Source organism: Bradyrhizobium sp. G127, from assembly GCF_021502575.1.
In the GTDB taxonomy this organism is placed as follows: domain Bacteria; phylum Pseudomonadota; class Alphaproteobacteria; order Rhizobiales; family Xanthobacteraceae; genus Afipia.
The window spans coordinates 300,699-317,759 of the sequence record NZ_JAKFGN010000003.1 but is presented as its reverse complement, the minus strand read 5'-3'; the positions used below and the strand labels follow the sequence as shown (position 1 = coordinate 317,759).

19 protein-coding genes are annotated in these 17,061 nt (G+C 61.4%); 14 read left to right on the top strand and 5 right to left on the bottom strand.

What is annotated here, in order from left to right; translation table 11 throughout:
• Positions 1 to 104: 104 nt before the first annotated feature.
• Entirely contained in the window at positions 105 to 1,433 is a 1,329-nt protein-coding gene (gene urtA / locus LVY71_RS21050) for an urea ABC transporter substrate-binding protein (RefSeq protein WP_235101885.1), read from the bottom strand.
• Between the two features lie 526 nt (positions 1,434 to 1,959).
• On the opposite strand from urtA, the gene LVY71_RS21045 reads away from it, so the two are divergent.
• The 3 genes from LVY71_RS21045 to LVY71_RS21035 all read left to right on the top strand — a co-directional run bounded on the left by LVY71_RS21045 (position 1,960) and on the right by LVY71_RS21035 (position 4,229).
• Positions 1,960 to 3,420: a DEAD/DEAH box helicase gene (locus LVY71_RS21045; protein WP_235101884.1), complete on the top strand. Its 1,461-nt coding sequence runs from the start codon at positions 1,960 to 1,962 to the stop codon at positions 3,418 to 3,420.
• 30 nt (positions 3,421 to 3,450) lie between these two features.
• A complete protein-coding gene (gene infA, locus LVY71_RS21040; protein WP_006022729.1) occupies positions 3,451 to 3,738 on the top strand; it encodes a translation initiation factor IF-1 in 288 nt (95 codons plus the stop codon).
• A 278-nt stretch (positions 3,739 to 4,016) separates the two neighbouring features.
• Complete coding sequence (locus LVY71_RS21035) at positions 4,017 to 4,229, top strand: cold-shock protein (RefSeq protein WP_056299463.1); 213 nt, start codon at positions 4,017 to 4,019, stop codon at positions 4,227 to 4,229.
• Between the two features lie 150 nt (positions 4,230 to 4,379).
• Here LVY71_RS21035 and LVY71_RS21030 read toward each other — a convergent pair whose 3' ends face one another.
• The 3 genes from LVY71_RS21030 to LVY71_RS21020 all read right to left on the bottom strand — a co-directional run bounded on the left by LVY71_RS21030 (position 4,380) and on the right by LVY71_RS21020 (position 6,211).
• Entirely contained in the window at positions 4,380 to 4,985 is a 606-nt protein-coding gene (locus tag LVY71_RS21030; protein ID WP_235101883.1) for a TadE/TadG family type IV pilus assembly protein, read from the bottom strand.
• A gap of 1 nt (position 4,986) precedes the next feature.
• Positions 4,987 to 5,571: a TadE family protein gene (locus LVY71_RS21025; RefSeq protein ID WP_235101882.1), complete on the bottom strand. Its 585-nt coding sequence runs from the start codon at positions 5,569 to 5,571 to the stop codon at positions 4,987 to 4,989.
• A 145-nt stretch (positions 5,572 to 5,716) separates the two neighbouring features.
• Positions 5,717 to 6,211: a pilus assembly protein N-terminal domain-containing protein gene (locus tag LVY71_RS21020; protein ID WP_502797610.1), complete on the bottom strand. Its 495-nt coding sequence runs from the start codon at positions 6,209 to 6,211 to the stop codon at positions 5,717 to 5,719.
• 363 nt (positions 6,212 to 6,574) lie between these two features.
• On the opposite strand from LVY71_RS21020, the gene LVY71_RS21015 reads away from it, so the two are divergent.
• The 11 genes from LVY71_RS21015 (at position 6,575) to LVY71_RS20965 (ending at position 15,984) form a co-directional block, all read left to right on the top strand.
• Positions 6,575 to 6,739, top strand: a complete 165-nt coding sequence (locus tag LVY71_RS21015; RefSeq protein WP_235101881.1) for a Flp family type IVb pilin — start codon at positions 6,575 to 6,577, stop codon at positions 6,737 to 6,739.
• 244 nt (positions 6,740 to 6,983) lie between these two features.
• Positions 6,984 to 7,148 (top strand): Flp family type IVb pilin, encoded by a 165-nt coding sequence (locus LVY71_RS21010; RefSeq protein WP_235101880.1) that lies wholly within the window; start codon positions 6,984 to 6,986, stop codon positions 7,146 to 7,148.
• A gap of 86 nt (positions 7,149 to 7,234) precedes the next feature.
• Entirely contained in the window at positions 7,235 to 7,378 is a 144-nt protein-coding gene (locus LVY71_RS21005) for a hypothetical protein (protein ID WP_235101879.1), read from the top strand.
• A 101-nt stretch (positions 7,379 to 7,479) separates the two neighbouring features.
• Positions 7,480 to 8,004, top strand: coding sequence for an A24 family peptidase (locus LVY71_RS21000; protein ID WP_235101878.1), 525 nt, complete (start codon positions 7,480 to 7,482; stop codon positions 8,002 to 8,004).
• 199 nt (positions 8,005 to 8,203) lie between these two features.
• Positions 8,204 to 8,992 carry a Flp pilus assembly protein CpaB gene (gene cpaB, locus LVY71_RS20995; RefSeq protein WP_235101877.1) on the top strand — a complete coding sequence of 263 codons (789 nt, stop codon included), beginning with the start codon at positions 8,204 to 8,206 and terminating at the stop codon, positions 8,990 to 8,992.
• 17 nt (positions 8,993 to 9,009) lie between these two features.
• Positions 9,010 to 10,497: a type II and III secretion system protein family protein gene (locus LVY71_RS20990; RefSeq protein ID WP_235101876.1), complete on the top strand. Its 1,488-nt coding sequence runs from the start codon at positions 9,010 to 9,012 to the stop codon at positions 10,495 to 10,497.
• 21 nt (positions 10,498 to 10,518) lie between these two features.
• Positions 10,519 to 11,256: a CpaD family pilus assembly protein gene (locus tag LVY71_RS20985; RefSeq protein ID WP_235101875.1), complete on the top strand. Its 738-nt coding sequence runs from the start codon at positions 10,519 to 10,521 to the stop codon at positions 11,254 to 11,256.
• Complete coding sequence (locus LVY71_RS20980) at positions 11,253 to 12,515, top strand: CpaE/TadZ family protein (protein WP_235101874.1); 1,263 nt, start codon at positions 11,253 to 11,255, stop codon at positions 12,513 to 12,515. The genes LVY71_RS20985 and LVY71_RS20980 overlap by 4 nt, the downstream gene beginning before the upstream one ends.
• 21 nt (positions 12,516 to 12,536) lie before the next feature.
• The gene (locus LVY71_RS20975) at positions 12,537 to 14,009 is read left to right on the top strand and encodes a TadA family conjugal transfer-associated ATPase (protein ID WP_235101873.1); all 1,473 of its coding nucleotides are present in this window, start codon (positions 12,537 to 12,539) and stop codon (positions 14,007 to 14,009) included.
• Positions 14,010 to 14,019: 10 nt separating this feature from the next.
• Positions 14,020 to 14,997, top strand: coding sequence for a type II secretion system F family protein (locus LVY71_RS20970; protein WP_235101872.1), 978 nt, complete (start codon positions 14,020 to 14,022; stop codon positions 14,995 to 14,997).
• 9 nt (positions 14,998 to 15,006) lie between these two features.
• Positions 15,007 to 15,984, top strand: coding sequence for a type II secretion system F family protein (locus tag LVY71_RS20965; protein ID WP_235101871.1), 978 nt, complete (start codon positions 15,007 to 15,009; stop codon positions 15,982 to 15,984).
• A gap of 99 nt (positions 15,985 to 16,083) precedes the next feature.
• Here LVY71_RS20965 and LVY71_RS20960 read toward each other — a convergent pair whose 3' ends face one another.
• Complete coding sequence (locus tag LVY71_RS20960; RefSeq protein ID WP_235101870.1) at positions 16,084 to 16,884, bottom strand: tetratricopeptide repeat protein; 801 nt, start codon at positions 16,882 to 16,884, stop codon at positions 16,084 to 16,086.
• Between the last annotated feature and the right edge of the window lie 177 nt (positions 16,885 to 17,061).

Sequence of the window (17,061 nt, the reverse complement as noted above, 5' to 3'; positions counted from 1 at the left end):
CGACTGCAATTCAAAATGTTTGAAAACACGAGACGACCCCGGCGGAGGAAAGGAAGGCGGCGACTGTCGCCGCCTTCCGATGTCGTTGCGTCAGATCGAACCGGTCAGGAGCCCTGACCGCCGCACTTGTTGGTCTTGGTGTTGAAGTTGCCGCACTTCTTGCCGACCCAGTCGCCGATCAAGTCCTTGGAGCCTTCCAGTTCCTTCGACCATGCATCGCCAGCCACGAGGCCCGGGGTCTTCCACACCACGTCGAACTGGCCATCCGGCTTGATCTCGCCGATCAGCACCGGCTTGGTGATGTGGTGGTTCGGCAGCATCTTGGAGGTGCCGCCGGTCAGGTTGGCTGCTTCGATGCCGGGAAGCGCATCGATGACCTTGTCGGCATCGACGGACTTCACCTTCTCGACCGCCTTCACCCACATGTTGAAGCCGATCACAGTGGCTTCCATCGGGTCGTTGGTCGTGCGCTTCGGGTTCTTGGTGTAGGCCTGCCAGTCCTTGATGAACTTCGTGTTGGCCGGAGTCTTCACCGACTGGAAGTAGTTCCAGGCGGCGAGATGGCCGACCAGCGGCTTGGTGTCGATGCCGGCGAGTTCTTCTTCACCCACCGAGAACGCCACGACCGGAATGTCGGTCGCCTTGATGCCTTGGTTGCCGAGTTCCTTGTAGAACGGAACGTTGGCGTCGCCGTTGATGGTCGAAACCACCGCAGTCTTTTTGCCGGCCGAGCCAAACTTCTTGATGTCCGACACGATCGTCTGCCAGTCCGAGTGACCGAACGGCGTGTAGTTGATCATGATGTCTTCCTGCTTGACGCCCTTCGACTTCAAGTAGGCTTCGAGGATCTTGTTGGTGGTGCGCGGATAGACATAGTCGGTGCCCGCGAGCACCCAGCGCTTCACCGAACCGCCATCCTTGCTCATCAGGTAGTCGACAGCGGGGATCGCCTGCTGGTTTGGCGCGGCGCCGGTGTAGAACACGTTGCGCTCGGACTCTTCGCCCTCATACTGCACCGGGTAGAACAGGATGTTGTTCAATTCCTTGAACACCGGCAGCACCGACTTGCGGGACACCGAGGTCCAGCAGCCGAACACGACGGCGACCTTGTTCTTGGTGATCAGTTCGCGAGCCTTTTCGGCGAACAGCGGCCAGTTCGAAGCCGGGTCGACAACGACGGCCTCGAGCTTCTTGCCGAGAACGCCGCCCTTCTTGTTCTGCTCGTCGATCATGAACAGAACGGTGTCCTTCAGCGTGGTTTCGCTGATGGCCATGGTGCCGGAAAGAGAATGAAGAACGCCGACCTTGATGGTGTCGTCGGCGGCCTTTGCCCCGCCAACCGTGGCGAGACCTAGAAAAAGACCCGCTGTTGCGGCCAACCACTTTCGGCGGCTGAACGGCGCAACTGAGGCGGTGTTAAAATACGTAATCATGCGATGTCATCTCCCTGACGCAGACCGTGAAACGCTATGCGACGGCCCAACGGCCGTCGGCGTTAAGGGAATCGCAAGAACTATGCCATGGCGCGATTCTGCATAACCAATTGATATAAAATAAGAATATTTGTTTTTGCCTCCACGTTAATTTTCTTTGCCTTATCTATAGGCAGTAATGCTGACGTTGTTTTTGGCATTTGCATATATTATATGCATAATAAACCACCTGTCTAAATTTGGAGCAGCCACTGCAAGAGCGCGCGACCAGCTCGTCTCCAGGGCGGTAACAGGTGGTTTCCCGGGGATTCACCTTGAAAGCGCCGCGTTCCTGTTCCATATGAATGCCACGACCTTGAGAATCATCAGGTCTCTGCGAGCCGCGTGTTCTGATCCCGTGCAACGGTTTCTGGCTTGCCCCTTCAGCTAACCGAAACCGACGCCCCAGACACGCGGGTGTCTCCGACACCCGCCCGCACCCGGCATTCCGCCGGGCGCGCGTTGCGACTCATAGAAAGATATCCTTTTGACCTCCTTTCAGGATTTCGGCCTCGCCGATCCAATCTCGCGTGCACTTAAAGAAGAAAATTACGTCACGCCGACCCCCATCCAAGCCCAGACCATTCCCATCGCACTGACCGGACGAGATGTCGTCGGCATTGCGCAGACCGGCACGGGCAAGACCGCGTCCTTCGCGCTGCCGATCCTGCATCGTCTTCTCGAAAACCGCATCAAGCCGCAGCCCAAGACCTGCCGCGTGCTGGTGCTCAGCCCGACCCGCGAACTGTCGGGCCAGATCCTCGAAAGCTTCAATGCTTACGGCCGCCACATCCGGCTGACCTCGGCGCTGACGATCGGCGGCGTCCCCATGGGACGTCAGGTCCGCTCGCTCATGCAGGGCGTTGAGGTCCTCGTCGCCACGCCGGGCCGCCTGCTTGACATGGTCCAGGGCAACGCCCTCAAGCTCAATCAGGTCGAGTTTCTGGTGCTCGATGAAGCCGACCGCATGCTCGACATGGGTTTCATCAACGACATCCGCAAAATCGTCGCCAAGCTGCCGATCAAGCGCCAGACCCTGTTCTTCTCGGCCACCATGCCGAAGGACATCGCCGATCTTGCCGAGCAGATGCTGAACAATCCGGCCCGCGTCGCCGTGACGCCGGTGTCATCGACCGTCGAGCGCATCACGCAAAAGGTGCTTCAGGTCGATCATTCCGCAAAGCCCGCCATTCTGGCGCAACTCCTCAAGTCGGAAGCGGTCAACCGCGCGCTGGTGTTCACCCGCACCAAGCACGGCGCCGACAAGGTCGTGAAGAGCCTGGTGAAAGCCGGGATTCCCGCTGAAGCCATTCATGGCAACAAGTCGCAGAACCACCGCGAGCGCGTGCTGGCTGCGTTCCGCACCGGCGATATCCGCACGCTGGTCGCCACCGACATCGCCGCCCGCGGCATCGACGTCGACGGCATCAGCCATGTCATCAACTTCGACCTTACCAACATTCCGGAAACCTACGTCCACCGCATCGGCCGCACCGCGCGCGCCGGCGCGGACGGCATCGCGATCTCGCTGGTGGCAGGGGCTGAGGAACTCGGCTACCTGCGGGACATCGAGCGGCTGATCAAGATTTCACTGCCGAAGGAAGACCGCCGCACCCCCGGCGGTCAGCAGCGCCCGGCTCCGGCCCCCGCGCAGCATCGGCCTGGACGCTCGGGTCATGGTCATGGCAACGGCCCCTCGCCGCGCACCGCCGACGGTGCCCCGTCATCGCAGGGTCCGCGCCGCAGGCGCCGTCCCGGCGGCGGCAACGGCATAGTTCAGACCAACCGCCATGAAAGCGGACGCCACGAAAATGGCCGCCATGAGCAGCCGCGCACTTCTCATGGCAATAGCGGCGATGGTATTCAAGGCGTCGCATTTCTTCACCGGGAAAGCCGGCCTGCGCAGCCGCAAGGCCAGAAGCGCAACCAGCGCCCGCATCGTTCGTAATCAACTCATCTAGAGGACCTGAAAACCCCTATGGCTAAAGAAGAGCTGATCCAATTCGAAGGACTGGTGACGGAAATCCTGCCGGACGCGCGCTATCGCGTCCAGCTGGATGCCGGACATGAAATCGTCGCCTACACGGCGGGGAAAATGAAGAAGAACCGCATCAAGACCCTGGCGGGCGACCGGGTGACCATCGAGATGTCGCCGTACGACCTCGAGAAGGGCCGCTTGATTTTCCGCCACAAGGACGAGCGCCCCGGCGGCGCCGGCGGCCCGCCCCGCGGCACTCCACCGCGCGGACAGTTTCGCCGCAGATAACGGCAACGGCCTGCATGGCTATTCGGATCGCGCATGACGCACGTTATGCGCGATCCTTTGTTTTCTGCGCCGGGAGGCGTGGCCATCAAAAATCCGTGCGCGTCAGGATTGTTTTGGGGGTCTTTTTCGCCTAATATTAAGAGATCGATCTTCGGCCGGACGACAAAGCTATCCACCGGTACAGCCGGTTTAGACGCTGACGACCTCATCCAAATTTCGATCTCACCGGCCCATTAGACGTGGGCTTGACTATATCTATCTTGAGAAGGACTACCTGCGTGAGCATGGGAACTGTGAAGTGGTTCAACGCGACTAAGGGCTACGGTTTCATTCAGCCGGACGATGGCGGTAACGACGTGTTCGTTCACATCAGCGCCGTCGAGCGTGCTGGTCTCGGAACGTTGCGCGAAGGCCAGAAGGTCAGCTACGAAATCGTCGCCGACCGCCGTTCGGGCAAATCGTCGGCCGACAATCTTCGCGCCGCCGGCTAAGTCGCATTCCGCAGGCCTCGGCTGCGGAATTTCCGACCACCCAATCACCTACGAAAGGCCGTGCGGTTCGCACGGCCTTTTTCGTTGAAGACTTTTTGCAGACGCCTTCGGCTTCTTCCAGACCGGCTTTCTTCAGCCGGCTACCCGCGATCAGGTTGCCGAATATGGCACCGTATCGGACTGGCGCGGCCGCGTGAAACACTCGTCGGTCAGATCCTTCGATATCATGAAGAAACCCGAGACCGGCTCGTAAGTGTATTTGACTTCGCTCCAGATCAACTGCGTGTTCGGAACGAGAAGACCGGGCGGAATCGACGTGGTGACGACTGTCCCCGGGGGATGATCCGTAGAGACGGTAGGAGTGGATGCAGCGCCGCCGCTGACCTTGCCGGAGTAGCTCCAGACCACCGTTGCCTTCTTCGATGCATCGATGCTGACTGCGGAGATTTGCTGTGTCAGCGTCGTCGGCGTGACGGGATAGGGCGTCATGATCGCGCCGCCCAGCCCGAAGAAATTCTTGAGGTCGGCCTGCTTCACCTGGGTCCCTTGCGAGACAAGATCTGACAACGCGCGCGCGGTGAGCGTCACCTTGCGGTCGATCGCCACGGCGCTCGACACCTCGATCGTGCCGAACGTCAGCGTCAGCATCAGCGGTACGATGAAGGCGAATTCCACCGCAGCGAGGCCGCGCGTGTCCCGAGCGAAGCGCGCGACAAGCCGCCGGCCGCGATACACGATCTTTGATGCACTGGTCATGTCAGGAGCCGTTCGGTTCGACACGGAACACGGCCGTGGACGCCAGCAAACGCTGGGGGCTCGCCGTGTTGCGTCCGAGATTTGCAAGGTTGTAGCCGAGCTGGGTGACGAACAGCGGCCACTTATAGAACGTGCGGATCAAGACGGTGCTGCCCGGTGTCGGCAGCACATATGACGACGCGCCGGTGAAGACGCCTGAGGTGATTGGATCAACAAGATCAGCGGCGGGGATATCGGTCCCGGCAGGATACGATTTCACCATGACCGTGATCCCGTTGGCGCCGGATGAAGGACCGCAGTTGAACATCAACTTGACCCGGTCACACAGATTCGTTTCGAAATCCGACTGCAACATACTCGCATTTTGTGCCTGGTTGGTCAGCATCAGGCGCGACGAATCCTGAGTGCCGGTTTCCAGAACCTGCGCCGCGAAAAACATCAGCGCCGTTTCCATGATCGCGAACAGCATGACGAAGAAAAGCGGAGCGACCAGCGCAAACTCGACGACGGCTGAACCGCGACGCTCGCGGCGAAAGCGGCGCAAGGCCTTATTGAGTGCAATAGGGGATGTCGCAGAGGCGCGCATCGCGGGCTGTCCTTGATATGCAGCGGAAACAACTGCCGCCGACAGTAAAGGACAGAGATTGTCGAATGCTTGCGCCCGATCTGGACAACATCCGGCGCCGAGTTAACCGGTTGTTAACGGAAAGAGGCGGCGCGCCTGCGTGACGTCAAGGTTTTCCGGCGACGGCACTTGCCTGTCCGTTGAGGGAGCCGGTCTGGCCGAGCGTCTGTGTAAAATAGTTCTGCCCATCGCCCAGCGTCACACGCCGCTGGCAGGCAGGCGTGCAGCTGTAAGATTCGCGCTCGAGTCCGCGAAAAACCGTAACCAGCTTGTCGTTGGGGCCTTCGACCTGGATCGAACGATCGGCGAGAATGCCGCCGGCGCGATCCATCGCGATCATGTTCGTCGACCCGTAGCCCTTACCGGTCACGACCACCATGCCGCCGGGCTGAAGTGTAACATCCGCGATCAGCGGATTCCCGACCACGATCGTTGCAACCTTCTCCGGAAGTTTGATGATCTTTGCCTGATCGACAATGACCTCGACCGGCTCATCACCGGTGCCGGCCAAAGTCATCACGGGACACATCAGAAAGCCGGCCACCAGAAGGCGCAACGCCACGGATCCGGGCGCGCCACGACGCAATACACTGATCGACATACTCTACTCCGGGACACTACAAAGCCGGCAAAAAACAATACGCAACGGTGCCGGCGCCCGACATGGCAAATCTGACGTTAATTGATGAATGAACTGCAAACACGGGAGCCTTCATTGTCAGCGGCCGCGGCAAGCACGATGGCCAAAGCACTCGCTTGCAAGCAGTACAGCCGATCATCGGCATTTGAACGATGTCATTAAACGCGCATTTACCGTCTGCAAGAAGAGCCAGATACCCCGGTCTTTCGGCAATCGAATTAACTGCGCTGCAATTCCTCCCGCTTAGGTTGACCCTATGGTCACGGTGGTTTCCGCCCCGCAACGACCAGAGTTCTCAAGCCACGTGTACAAACGGAGTTAGACATGACCAAGCTCGTTGCTCGTTTCGTCAAGGACGAATCCGGCGCCACTGCGATCGAATACGGCCTGATCGCTTCCGGCATCGCTCTTGCCATCATCGCAGCCGTCACCGGCACCGGCTCCAAGCTGTCCGGCACCTTCCAGAACATCACCAATTCGCTCAAGTAAGCGATCGCATCCTCGCGAAGAACAAGGGCTTCGGGAAACCGGAGCCTTTTTCGTGTTCAGCCGGCAACGCACGCATATAGCTGCCCCGCGTTGAAAGTGCAGTTCTTCAGATACACCCGTTTTTCGCAGATCGAATTAACTGTGCCGCAATTCCTGGTTCCCTAGCGTCGCGGCACGGTCACGGCGGTTCGCGCTCCGCCAACGGCCTGAGTTTTTAAGCCATTATGTACAAACGGAGTTACCCATGACCAAGCTCGTTGCTCGTTTCGTCAAGGACGAATCCGGCGCCACCGCGATCGAATACGGCCTGATCGCTTCCGGCATCGCTCTTGCCATCATCGCAGCCGTTACCGGCACCGGCTCCAAGCTGTCCGGCACCTTCCAGAACATCACCGATTCGCTCAAGTAAGCGATCGCGTCTTCGCCAGGAACGAGGCTCCGGGAAACCGGAGCCTCGTTCGCGCACGCCCTTCAGTGACCACCCGCAAAGCACGCATGAAACAGCCGACCGCCGAAAAACGCATGCATTCCGCGAGCATGTTTGTCTCGCTGTCCGGCGGCGATGCTGTCCGGACCGTGTGCGCGGCTCTGATCCTGGCATCGCTTGCCGCGTTGTTCCGGATCGCCAGCATCTGGTAGAATTCCGTTTTACGATTGTTCATTTCTGCCGGTTAGCCTGCCCGCGTCCTTCGATCGGACCGAGTTTCCGCGGCTCAGTCTCGTCAGCCCCCGGTAGATCCATGATCCTCGACCTCGCCCGCATCTTTCTGTTCCCGGCATTGATGGCTTTTGCCGCGGCGAGCGACCTGTTCACGATGACGATCCCCAATCGCGTGTCGCTGCTGCTGATCGCAGGCTTCTTCGCGCTGGCCGGATTCAGCGGCATGCCACTCTCGGAGATCGGCATGCATGTGGGCGCGGGCCTGACCGTGCTCGTCGTGGCCTTCGCCTGCTTCGCCTTCGGATGGATGGGCGGCGGCGACGCCAAGGTCGCAGCTGCCGCCGGCTTATGGTTCGGTTTCCCGCCGCTGGCGGGCTTCCTCATCTATGCGTCCCTGTTCGGCGGCGCGCTGACGCTGCTGATGCTTCAGTTCCGGCAATGGCCGCTGCCTTACGCGCTGGGTTCCCAGGAATGGGTGCAACGCCTCCACAGCAAGGATAGCGGCATTCCTTACGGCATCGCGCTCGCCCTCGGCGCGCTGATGATCTATCCCGAAACGGAATGGATCAAGGCCGTCGACCTGACCCGCTTCATCGGCCACTGAACATTTTCCGGATACGGAATCCATTCTCTCCGATGCTTCCGTTCGCGACCGCGTCGGCGGCAGAAATGCTGCCGGATCAACACGCAACTTTTCATTAACTCGATTTAGATACGCCCCATTAACCATGCTTTGACCTTTAGCTGGTCAAATCCCGCCACAGCGACGGCTCCGTCGCGGCGTAATGTGGAAAGTGAAGCGTATGAATACCGCGCGGATTGTCGTTCTCGCTGTTGCTATCTGTGCCGGCGGCGCGGCCGCCTATCTTGCGAGCGGTTCAGATCCGGTGCCGGTCGCGGAAGCCCCACGCCTGGAAACCACGGATGTGCTCGTCGCCCGTACCGACATCCCGATGGGCCAAACGGTCTCGCCGGGGGATATTCAGTGGCAGTCATGGCCCTCTTCCACCGCCAGTTCCAGTTTCATCCGCCGTACCGATCGCGCCGAAGCGATGAGCCAGATCGTCGGCTCGATCGCTCGCTCGCCGTTTCTCGCCGGCGAACCGATCCGCGAGACCAAGCTGGTGAAAGGCGCCGGCTCCGGCTTCATGGCAGCGATACTGCCGACCGGCATGCGCGCGATCTCGACGGAAATCTCGCCGGAAACCGGCGCGGGTGGCTTCATCCTGCCCAACGACAAGGTCGATGTCATCCTGACCAAGCGCGAGAAAGTCCCCGACCAGTCGGCCGGCACGGCAGACGTGATTAATTCCGAAATTATCCTGAGCAACATCCGCGTTCTCGCCATCGACCAGACGGTCGGAGAGAAGGACGGACAGAAGGTCGTGGTCGGCAAGACCGCGACACTGGAACTGAAACCCGAACAGGCGGAGTCACTGGCGCGCGCACGGCAGAGCGGAACGTTGTCTCTCGCGCTGCGCAGCCTCGTCGACGCCAATCAGCCGGATACATCCGACGAGGGCCGCGGCAAGCGCGGCAGCGTCGACATCGTTCGCTACGGTGTTCCCACGACAATGACGACACGAAAGTGATCGAGAGGACCGGCAATATGAGGCGAGAGGGACATCAGGCACCTGTGCGGACCTTCATGGTGCGCGCCCTGTCGTTTGCCGCGGCTTCCGCGCTGACGCTGAACCCCGTTTTGTCGCCTGTCATCGCGAGCGATTACCGCGCGCCTGTCGCGGCGGCGGCCGCGTCCGGCGGCCAGATGAACGCGCGCTTCCTGCCGCTCGGCATCGGAAAGTCCGTCGTCATCGATCTTCCGCGTGACATCAAGGATGTTCTGGTCGCGGACCCCAAGATCGCTAACGCTGTGGTGCGGTCGGCGCAGCGCGCCTATATCATCGGCGCCGCGGTCGGCCAGACCAACATCATCTTTTTCGATACGGCGGGCCAGCAGATCGCAGCTTACGACATCGCGGTCACGCGTGACCTCAATGGCGTCCGCGCCGCGCTGAAGCAGACCTTTCCGCAAGCCGACATCCGAATCGAAGGCGTCGGCGACGGCGTCATGCTGTCGGGCTCGGTGTCCAATCCGATGGAAGCGCAGCAGGCCCAGGAAATCGCAGCACGTCTCGCCGGCGGTCCGGACAAGGTCGTCAACAGCATCGCGGTTCGGGGCCGCGATCAGGTGATGCTGAAGGTCACCGTTGCCGAAGTGCAGCGTGACATCATCAAGCAGCTCGGCATCGACCTTAGCGCGACCATGAACTACGGCACCGCCGTCGTGAACTTCAACAACACAAATCCGTTCACGGCCTATGGACGCCCGCTGGTCGCCAGCAATAGTGCGATTGGCTCGTTCGGCCAGACGATCACATCGGCCGGCGCCGTTCCGTCGGTAACCGCGACCATGCGGGCGATGGAAAGCGCCGGTGTCGTCCGCACCCTCGCAGAGCCGAATCTCACCGCGATCTCCGGAGAATCCGCGACCTTCGTCGCGGGCGGCGAATTTCCGCTACCCAAGGGTTACACCTGCGATCCGATCTCGCGCGCATGTACCACCCAGATCGATTTCAAGAAGTTCGGCATCTCGCTGAATTTCACGCCGCTGGTGCTCGCGGAAGGCCGCATCAGCCTGCGCGTGATGACCGAAGTTTCCGAACTGTCGCCCGATAACTCGATCACGCTGGATCAGAACGGCAGCACCCTCACCATTCCGTCCGTCAAGACCCGCCGCGCCGAGACCACCCTCGAGATCCCGTCGGGCGGTTCGATGGCGATGGCCGGCCTGATTCAGGAACAGACCAAGCAGGCCATCAACGGCCTGCCCGGCTTGTCGCAGGTCCCGGTGCTGGGAACGCTGTTCCGCAGCCGCGACTTCGTCAACCGCAACACCGAACTCATGGTGCTGGTGACGCCGTATATCGTCCGCGCGGTGGCGCAGAAGGATCTGTCGCGGCCTGATGACGGCTTCGCCGACGCCTCCGATCCGCAGTCGGATCTGCTCGGCAACATCAACCGCATCTACGGCGCTCCCGGGCGCACCGAGCCGAACCGCAAGTATCGCGGCACTTACGGCTTCATCACCGACTGAGATGGGACGAGGACAGTAGCGATGACGATGCGAGTACCCAATCTCAAGCGCAGCCTGCGGGTCGCGGTCGCCCTTCTCGGGGCGTCTGCCGCGTTGGGAGCCTGCACGCACACGGATCAGGACACGGTGACGGGCAGCATTCCGAACGACTATCGACAGCGCCATCCAATTGTGATTCAGGAAGGCATCCGCACGACGGAAGTTTTCGTCGGACGGGCACGGGGCGGCCTTACCTCCGCGCAGCGATCGGATATGGCCGGCCTTGCTGAAACCTGGCTGCGGGAAGGCACCGGCGGCATCACCATCGACATGCCGGTCAACACGCCGAACGCTCGTGTCGCGACCGATTCACTGCGCGAGATTCAGGCCATCCTCAGCGCGGGCGGCGTACCGCCCCGCGGCATCACGGTCCGTAACTACACCCCCGCCGATCCCCGGCTGTTCGCGACCATCCGCGTGAGCTATCCGCGCGTGATGGCGGACGCCGGCCCCTGCGGCACTTGGCCGGAGGACCTCGGCCCCTCGATCAAGAACAAGGGCTATCTGGAAAACCGGCCGTACTACAATCTCGGCTGCGCGTCGCAGCGGAACCTTGCCGCGATGGTCGACAATCCGTCCGATCTCGTTCAGCCGCGCAGCGAAGTGCCGGCTCTGACCTCACGGCGCAATATCGCATTCGACAAGTATCGCAAGGGCAATCCGACCGGGACTGTCTATCCTGAAGCCGACAAGGCCAAACTCAGTGATTTGGGCAAATGATTAGCTACGCGCGTCAAGATCAGGAAGACGGAACGGCCGGACCCGCCGCCGAGGAGCATATTGCGCCGGCACCGCGGGTCTCCGTCCAAGCCTTCTGCGAAACCATCGAGACCGCGGCGTCCGTACAGGCCGCCGGCGAAGACCGGCGGCTGGACAAAGCCCATCTTAAAATCCAGATGGGCGGCATGGCCGCGGCCGTCGAAGCTTATCGCACTGCCCCGACGCCGAACGTGATCCTGCTCGAAACCGATGACCGCAGCGATATCCTGTCCGGTCTCGACCAACTCGCAACGGTGTGCGACGCCGGCACCCGCGTCATCGTGGTCGGCCGCGTCAACGACGTCACGCTGTACCGCGAACTCGTGCGGCGCGGCATCAGCGACTACATGATCGCGCCCGTCACGCCGCTCGATGTCGTGCGTTCGATCTGTGGGCTTTTCTCGGTTCCCGAAGCCAAGGCTGTCGGACGGATCATCGCCGTTGTCGGCGCCAAAGGCGGCGTCGGCGCATCCACCGTCGCGCATAACGTGGCCTGGGCGATCGCGCGTGATCTCGCGCTGGACTCGGTGGTCGCCGATCTCGATCTGGCGTTCGGAACCGCGGGCCTCGACTACAATCAGGACCCTCCGCAGGGCATTGCCGACGCGGTTTTCTCTCCCGACCGCATCGATACCGCCTTCGTCGACCGTCTGCTGTCGAAATGCACCGATCATCTCAGCCTGCTCGCGGCACCCGCGACGCTGGACAAGGTTTACGATTTCGGCGCCGAGGCCTTCGATTCGATTTTCGATACGCTGCGCACGACGATGCCCTGCATCGTCCTTGACGTGCCGCATCAGTGGTCGGGCTGGACCAGGCGCGCCCTTGTCAACGCCGACGACATCCTGATCGTCGCGACCCCGGACCTCGCCAATCTGCGCAACACCAAGAACATGTTCGATACGCTGAAGGCTGCGCGGCCCAACGACAGGCCGCCGCTGTACTGCCTGAACCAGGCGGGCGTGCCGAAACGGCCCGAGATCAGCACCGGCGAATTCGCCAAGGCCATCGAAAGCCAGCCGATCGTGACCATTCCGTTCGAGCCGCAGATCTTCGGCGCGGCCGCTAACAACGGACAGATGATCGCGGAGATCGCGGCCAACCACCGCACATCCGAGATGTTCCTGCAGATTGCGCAGCGCCTGACCGGCCGTGGCGAAGCCAAGAAGCCGCGTAGTTCCTTTCTTTCGCCTTTGCTCGAGAAACTTCGGGCCAAATAGACTCTCGCGTGGGGTATCGTCGTGTTTGGTAAGCGTAGCGGAACAGAGGCCGATGTCCGGGCGCCACAGGCCTCGGACCGAGGGCACGATGTCGTCGCGCCCGCCGCCGCGAGGCCGGGTGCTCCCGCCGTGGCGTCGCCGCCGCTCGCTCCCGCGCGGCCGTCCGCGCCCGCGCCTGCACCACCCGTCGCCGAAGCACGGCGCTCGGACACCTATTATCAGGTCAAGGCGACGATTTTCGGAGCGCTGATCGAGGCGATCGATCTGGCGCAGCTCGCAAAGCTCGATGTCGAATCCGCGCGCGAGGAAATCCGCGACATCGTCAACGAGATCATCGCGATCAAGAACATCGTGATGTCGATTGCCGAGCAGGAAGAACTGCTCGACGACATCTGCAACGACGTGCTGGGCTATGGACCGCTCGAACCGCTGCTGGCGCGGGATGACATCGCCGACATCATGGTCAACGGCGCCGGCACCGTCTTCATCGAAGTCGGCGGCAAGATCCAGAAGACCGGCATCCGGTTCCGCGACAACCAGCAGCTTCTCAATATCTGCCAACGCATCGTCAGCCAGGTTGGACGCCGTGTCGATGAATCTTCGCCGATCTGCGACGCGCGCCTCGCCGACGGTTCGCGCGTCAACGCCATCGTGCCACCGCTGGCCATCGATGGCCCTGCGCTCACCATCCGCAAGTTCAAGAAGGACAAGCTGACGCTCGACCAGCTCGTCAAATTCGGCGCGATCACGCCCGAGGGCGCGCAGATCCTGCAAGTCATCGGAAGGGTACGCTGCAACGTCCTGATCTCCGGCGGTACCGGCTCCGGCAAGACCACCCTGCTGAACTGCCTGACCAACTACATTGACGAAGACGAGCGCATCATTACCTGCGAGGACGCAGCGGAACTGCAACTCCAGCAGCCGCATGTGGTCCGCCTCGAAACGCGCCCGCCCAATATCGAGGGCGAGGGTCAGATCACCATGCGCGATCTGGTAAAGAACTGCCTGCGCATGCGGCCGGAACGCATCATCGTCGGTGAAGTCCGCGGCCCGGAGGCGTTCGACCTCTTGCAGGCCATGAACACCGGCCACGACGGCTCGATGGGCACGCTGCACGCCAACAATCCGCGCGAAGCCCTGTCACGCTGCGAATCCATGATCACGATGGGCGGCTACTCGCTGCCCTCACGCACCATTCGCGAAATGATCTGCGCTTCGATCGACGTCATCATTCAGGCCGCGCGCCTACGCGACGGCTCCCGCCGCATCACGCACGTCACGGAGGTGATGGGCATGGAAGGCGATACCATCATCACCCAGGACATCTTCATCTATGACCTGATGGGCGAAGACATCAACGGCAACATCATCGGACGCCACCGTTCGACGGGCATCGGCCGTCCGCGGTTCTGGGAACGCGCACGTTACTACGGTGAAGAAAAGCGGCTGGCCGCGGCGCTCGACGCGGCCGAAGTCGCCGCGCCCGGCTTGTAGGGACCGCCCCATGAACATGCAGGCGCTGGCAATGGCCTTCCTCTCCGCCCTTACGGTTGGCGGCCTGGCATGGGTTTTCATATATCCGCTGCTCTCCGGCGAGAAGCAGGCAGAGAAACGCCGCGCTTCCTTTACCGCCGCAGGACCAGCTCTGCGCGTCGGCGGCGACGACCGGATGCGCCTGCGCCGCGTGCAGGTCGAAGACTCCATGAAAGAGATGGAGCAGCGGCTCGCCGAATCGAAAAAAGTATCGCTCCAGACCCGGATCGCTCAGGCCGGACTAAGCTGGACGAAACAGCAATTCATCATCGGCTCATGCGTGCTGGGCGGGGCCGTGCTCATCGCGGCGATTATCGGGGGCATGGCGCTGCTGCCCGCGATAGGATTCGGCCTCGCCACGGGTTTCGGACTACCGCGCTGGGTGCTCGGCTTTCTCAAGAAACGCCGCGAAAAGAAATTTCTCGACGCCCTGCCGGATGCGGTCGACATCATCGTGCGCGGCATCAAGGCAGGTCTGCCGCTGTTCGATTCACTCAAGGTCGTCGTGGCCGACTCGCCGGAACCGCTGCGCAGTGAATTCGCCTCCATCGTCGAGACCCAGGCTATCGGCATGCCGCTGGGTGAAGCATGTCAGCGGCTATACGAAAGAATGCCGCTGCCCGAAGCCAACTTCTTCGGAATCGTGATTTCGATTCAAACCAAATCGGGCGGCAACCTGTCGGAAGCACTCGGAAACCTGTCCAAGGTGCTGCGCGACCGCCGCAAGATGGCGGCGAAAATTCAGGCGATGTCGATGGAAGCCAAGGCCTCGGCCGGCATCATCGGCGCGTTGCCGCCGCTCGTGATGATCATGGTTTACATCATGACGCCGGAATACATCTCCCTGCTGTGGACCCATCCGACCGGACGGCTGATGCTCGCCGGATGCGTCCTTTGGATGAGCGCCGGCATCTTCGTGATGAAAAAAATGATCAACTTCGACTTCTGACGAGGGAATATGATCGATCTTCTCATCGAGAAATTCCACGACATCCGGTTCATGACGATGCTGCTGGCGGCCATCGCAGCGAGCGCTACGGCCTATACGCTCATCACGCCGATGTTCGCAGGAGAGGGTCTGGCCAAGCGCATGAAGGCGGTCGCCAGCGAACGTGAGCGGCTGCGCCAGCGCGAGCGCGAGCGGCTCAACCGCAACGAGAAGGTTTCGCTGCGCCAGACGCCGAAGCAACTGGTGCAAAGGGTCGTTGGCCGACTCAATCTCGGAAAATGGCTGGCGCAGGAAGAAGCCCGCGACAAGCTGGTGATGGCCGGCTATCGCGGCCAAGCGCCCTACGTGACGTTTCTGTTCTTTCGCCTTGTCATGCCGATCGTCTTCCTGATCGGCGCGATCCTTTACGTGTTCGTCATTTCCAACATGCAGCAGAGCACGCTGATGAAAATCGGCATGTGCATCGGCGCAACATGGGCCGGCATGCAGGCGCCGATGCTGTTCCTGACCAACGCCATCTCGAAGCGCCAGTTGTCGATCAAGCGCGCCTTTCCAGACGCACTCGACCTGCTCCTGATCTGCATCGAATCCGGCATGTCGATCGAAGCCGCTTTCCGCAAGGTCAGCAGCGAAATCGGCAGCCAGTCGATCGCACTGGCCGAGGAATTCTCGCTGACGACGGCAGAACTGTCCTATCTCCAGGACCGCAAGGTGGCTTACGAAAACCTCGCCAAACGGACTGGTCTCGAAGGCGTGAAGTCCGTCTGTCTGGCTCTCCAGCAGTCGGAGCGCTACGGCACGCCACTCGGACAGACACTGCGCGTGATGGCGCAGGAAAACCGCGACATGCGCATGAACGAAGCCGAGAAGAAGGCCGCGGCGTTGCCGCCGAAACTAACCGTGCCGATGATCGTATTCTTCCTCCCCGTGCTGTTCGTGGTCATTCTCGGACCGACCGGCATCAAGGTGACGGAATACATGAGGTGATCCGCTGCTGCGGATCACGCCGCTCAATCAGTTTCTCATTGCTCGTCCCCGCCTTCGCGGGAATGAGCGGAGCGGGTTCAACTCAAATTGCCTGCGACTCTAGGACCGGCCGGACTCCGCTGCTGCCGTCGTCTTCGGCCCGCGGCCGTCGCCAAGCATTTGCTTCAGATAGGCAACATTGGCTTCGGCCTGATCGGGCGGCAGATCCGCCTTCACAATAGCCTCGGCCTCGGCGAAACGGCCTTGCAGCCCGATGGCCAACGCCAGATTCTGACGAACACGGGCATCGGACGCGCCGCGCTGGTAAGCCCTGCGCAAAACCTGTTCGGCCTTGGGCAGATCCTTGGACAGGACATAGGACATGCCGAGATTGGACAACACCGATGGCTCTTCGGGAGCGATCTTCAGCGCACTGGCGTAATAGCGCCTCGCATCCTCATGCTTGCCCTGCTGATCGAGCGTGGTGCCCTGGACCGACAGGATGCGCCAGTCCGGATTCGCGGGAGAATGGGCGCGTGAGAGGATATCGAAGGCCTGCTGAAAGTTTCCGTTGTCTGCTAGCGCGCGGCCATAAGCCGCCAGCAATTGCTTGTTGCCGGCATTGACGATGGTCGCCTGCTCCAGTACCGCGACAGCCTGCTGGCGCTGTCCGTTCTGCCGCAGTGATTGACCGTATTGAAGGGCGACGGCAGCGTCGCGCGGGTTGGCGCGATAGCGCTCGCCCAGAGCGTCTATGTCGGCCCGCGAGCGTCCGTTCGGATCAGCCTCGGCCCGCGCATTGACCGATCCGGTCACGTCCGGCGAACTCGCGACAGTCTGGCATCCTGCAAGGCCGACGGCCAGAATGGCCGCGTAGGCGACGGATCCCAGATAACGGGAGAAAGCGGACGAATGACGCATGGCACTAGGACTCGCTAATCGAGGTTTGGCGAAGCCGGAGGCCTTCAGCAATAGACTGTTAACCCTAATGGCTGGTTAACCGCCCGGCCGCCGACGGCTCCGGACCGGCCCAAATTGCAATCAAAAGACGCGTAAAAACATTGTCTTGAAGCTGCTGCCGGGCGCTGCGGCGCTGCT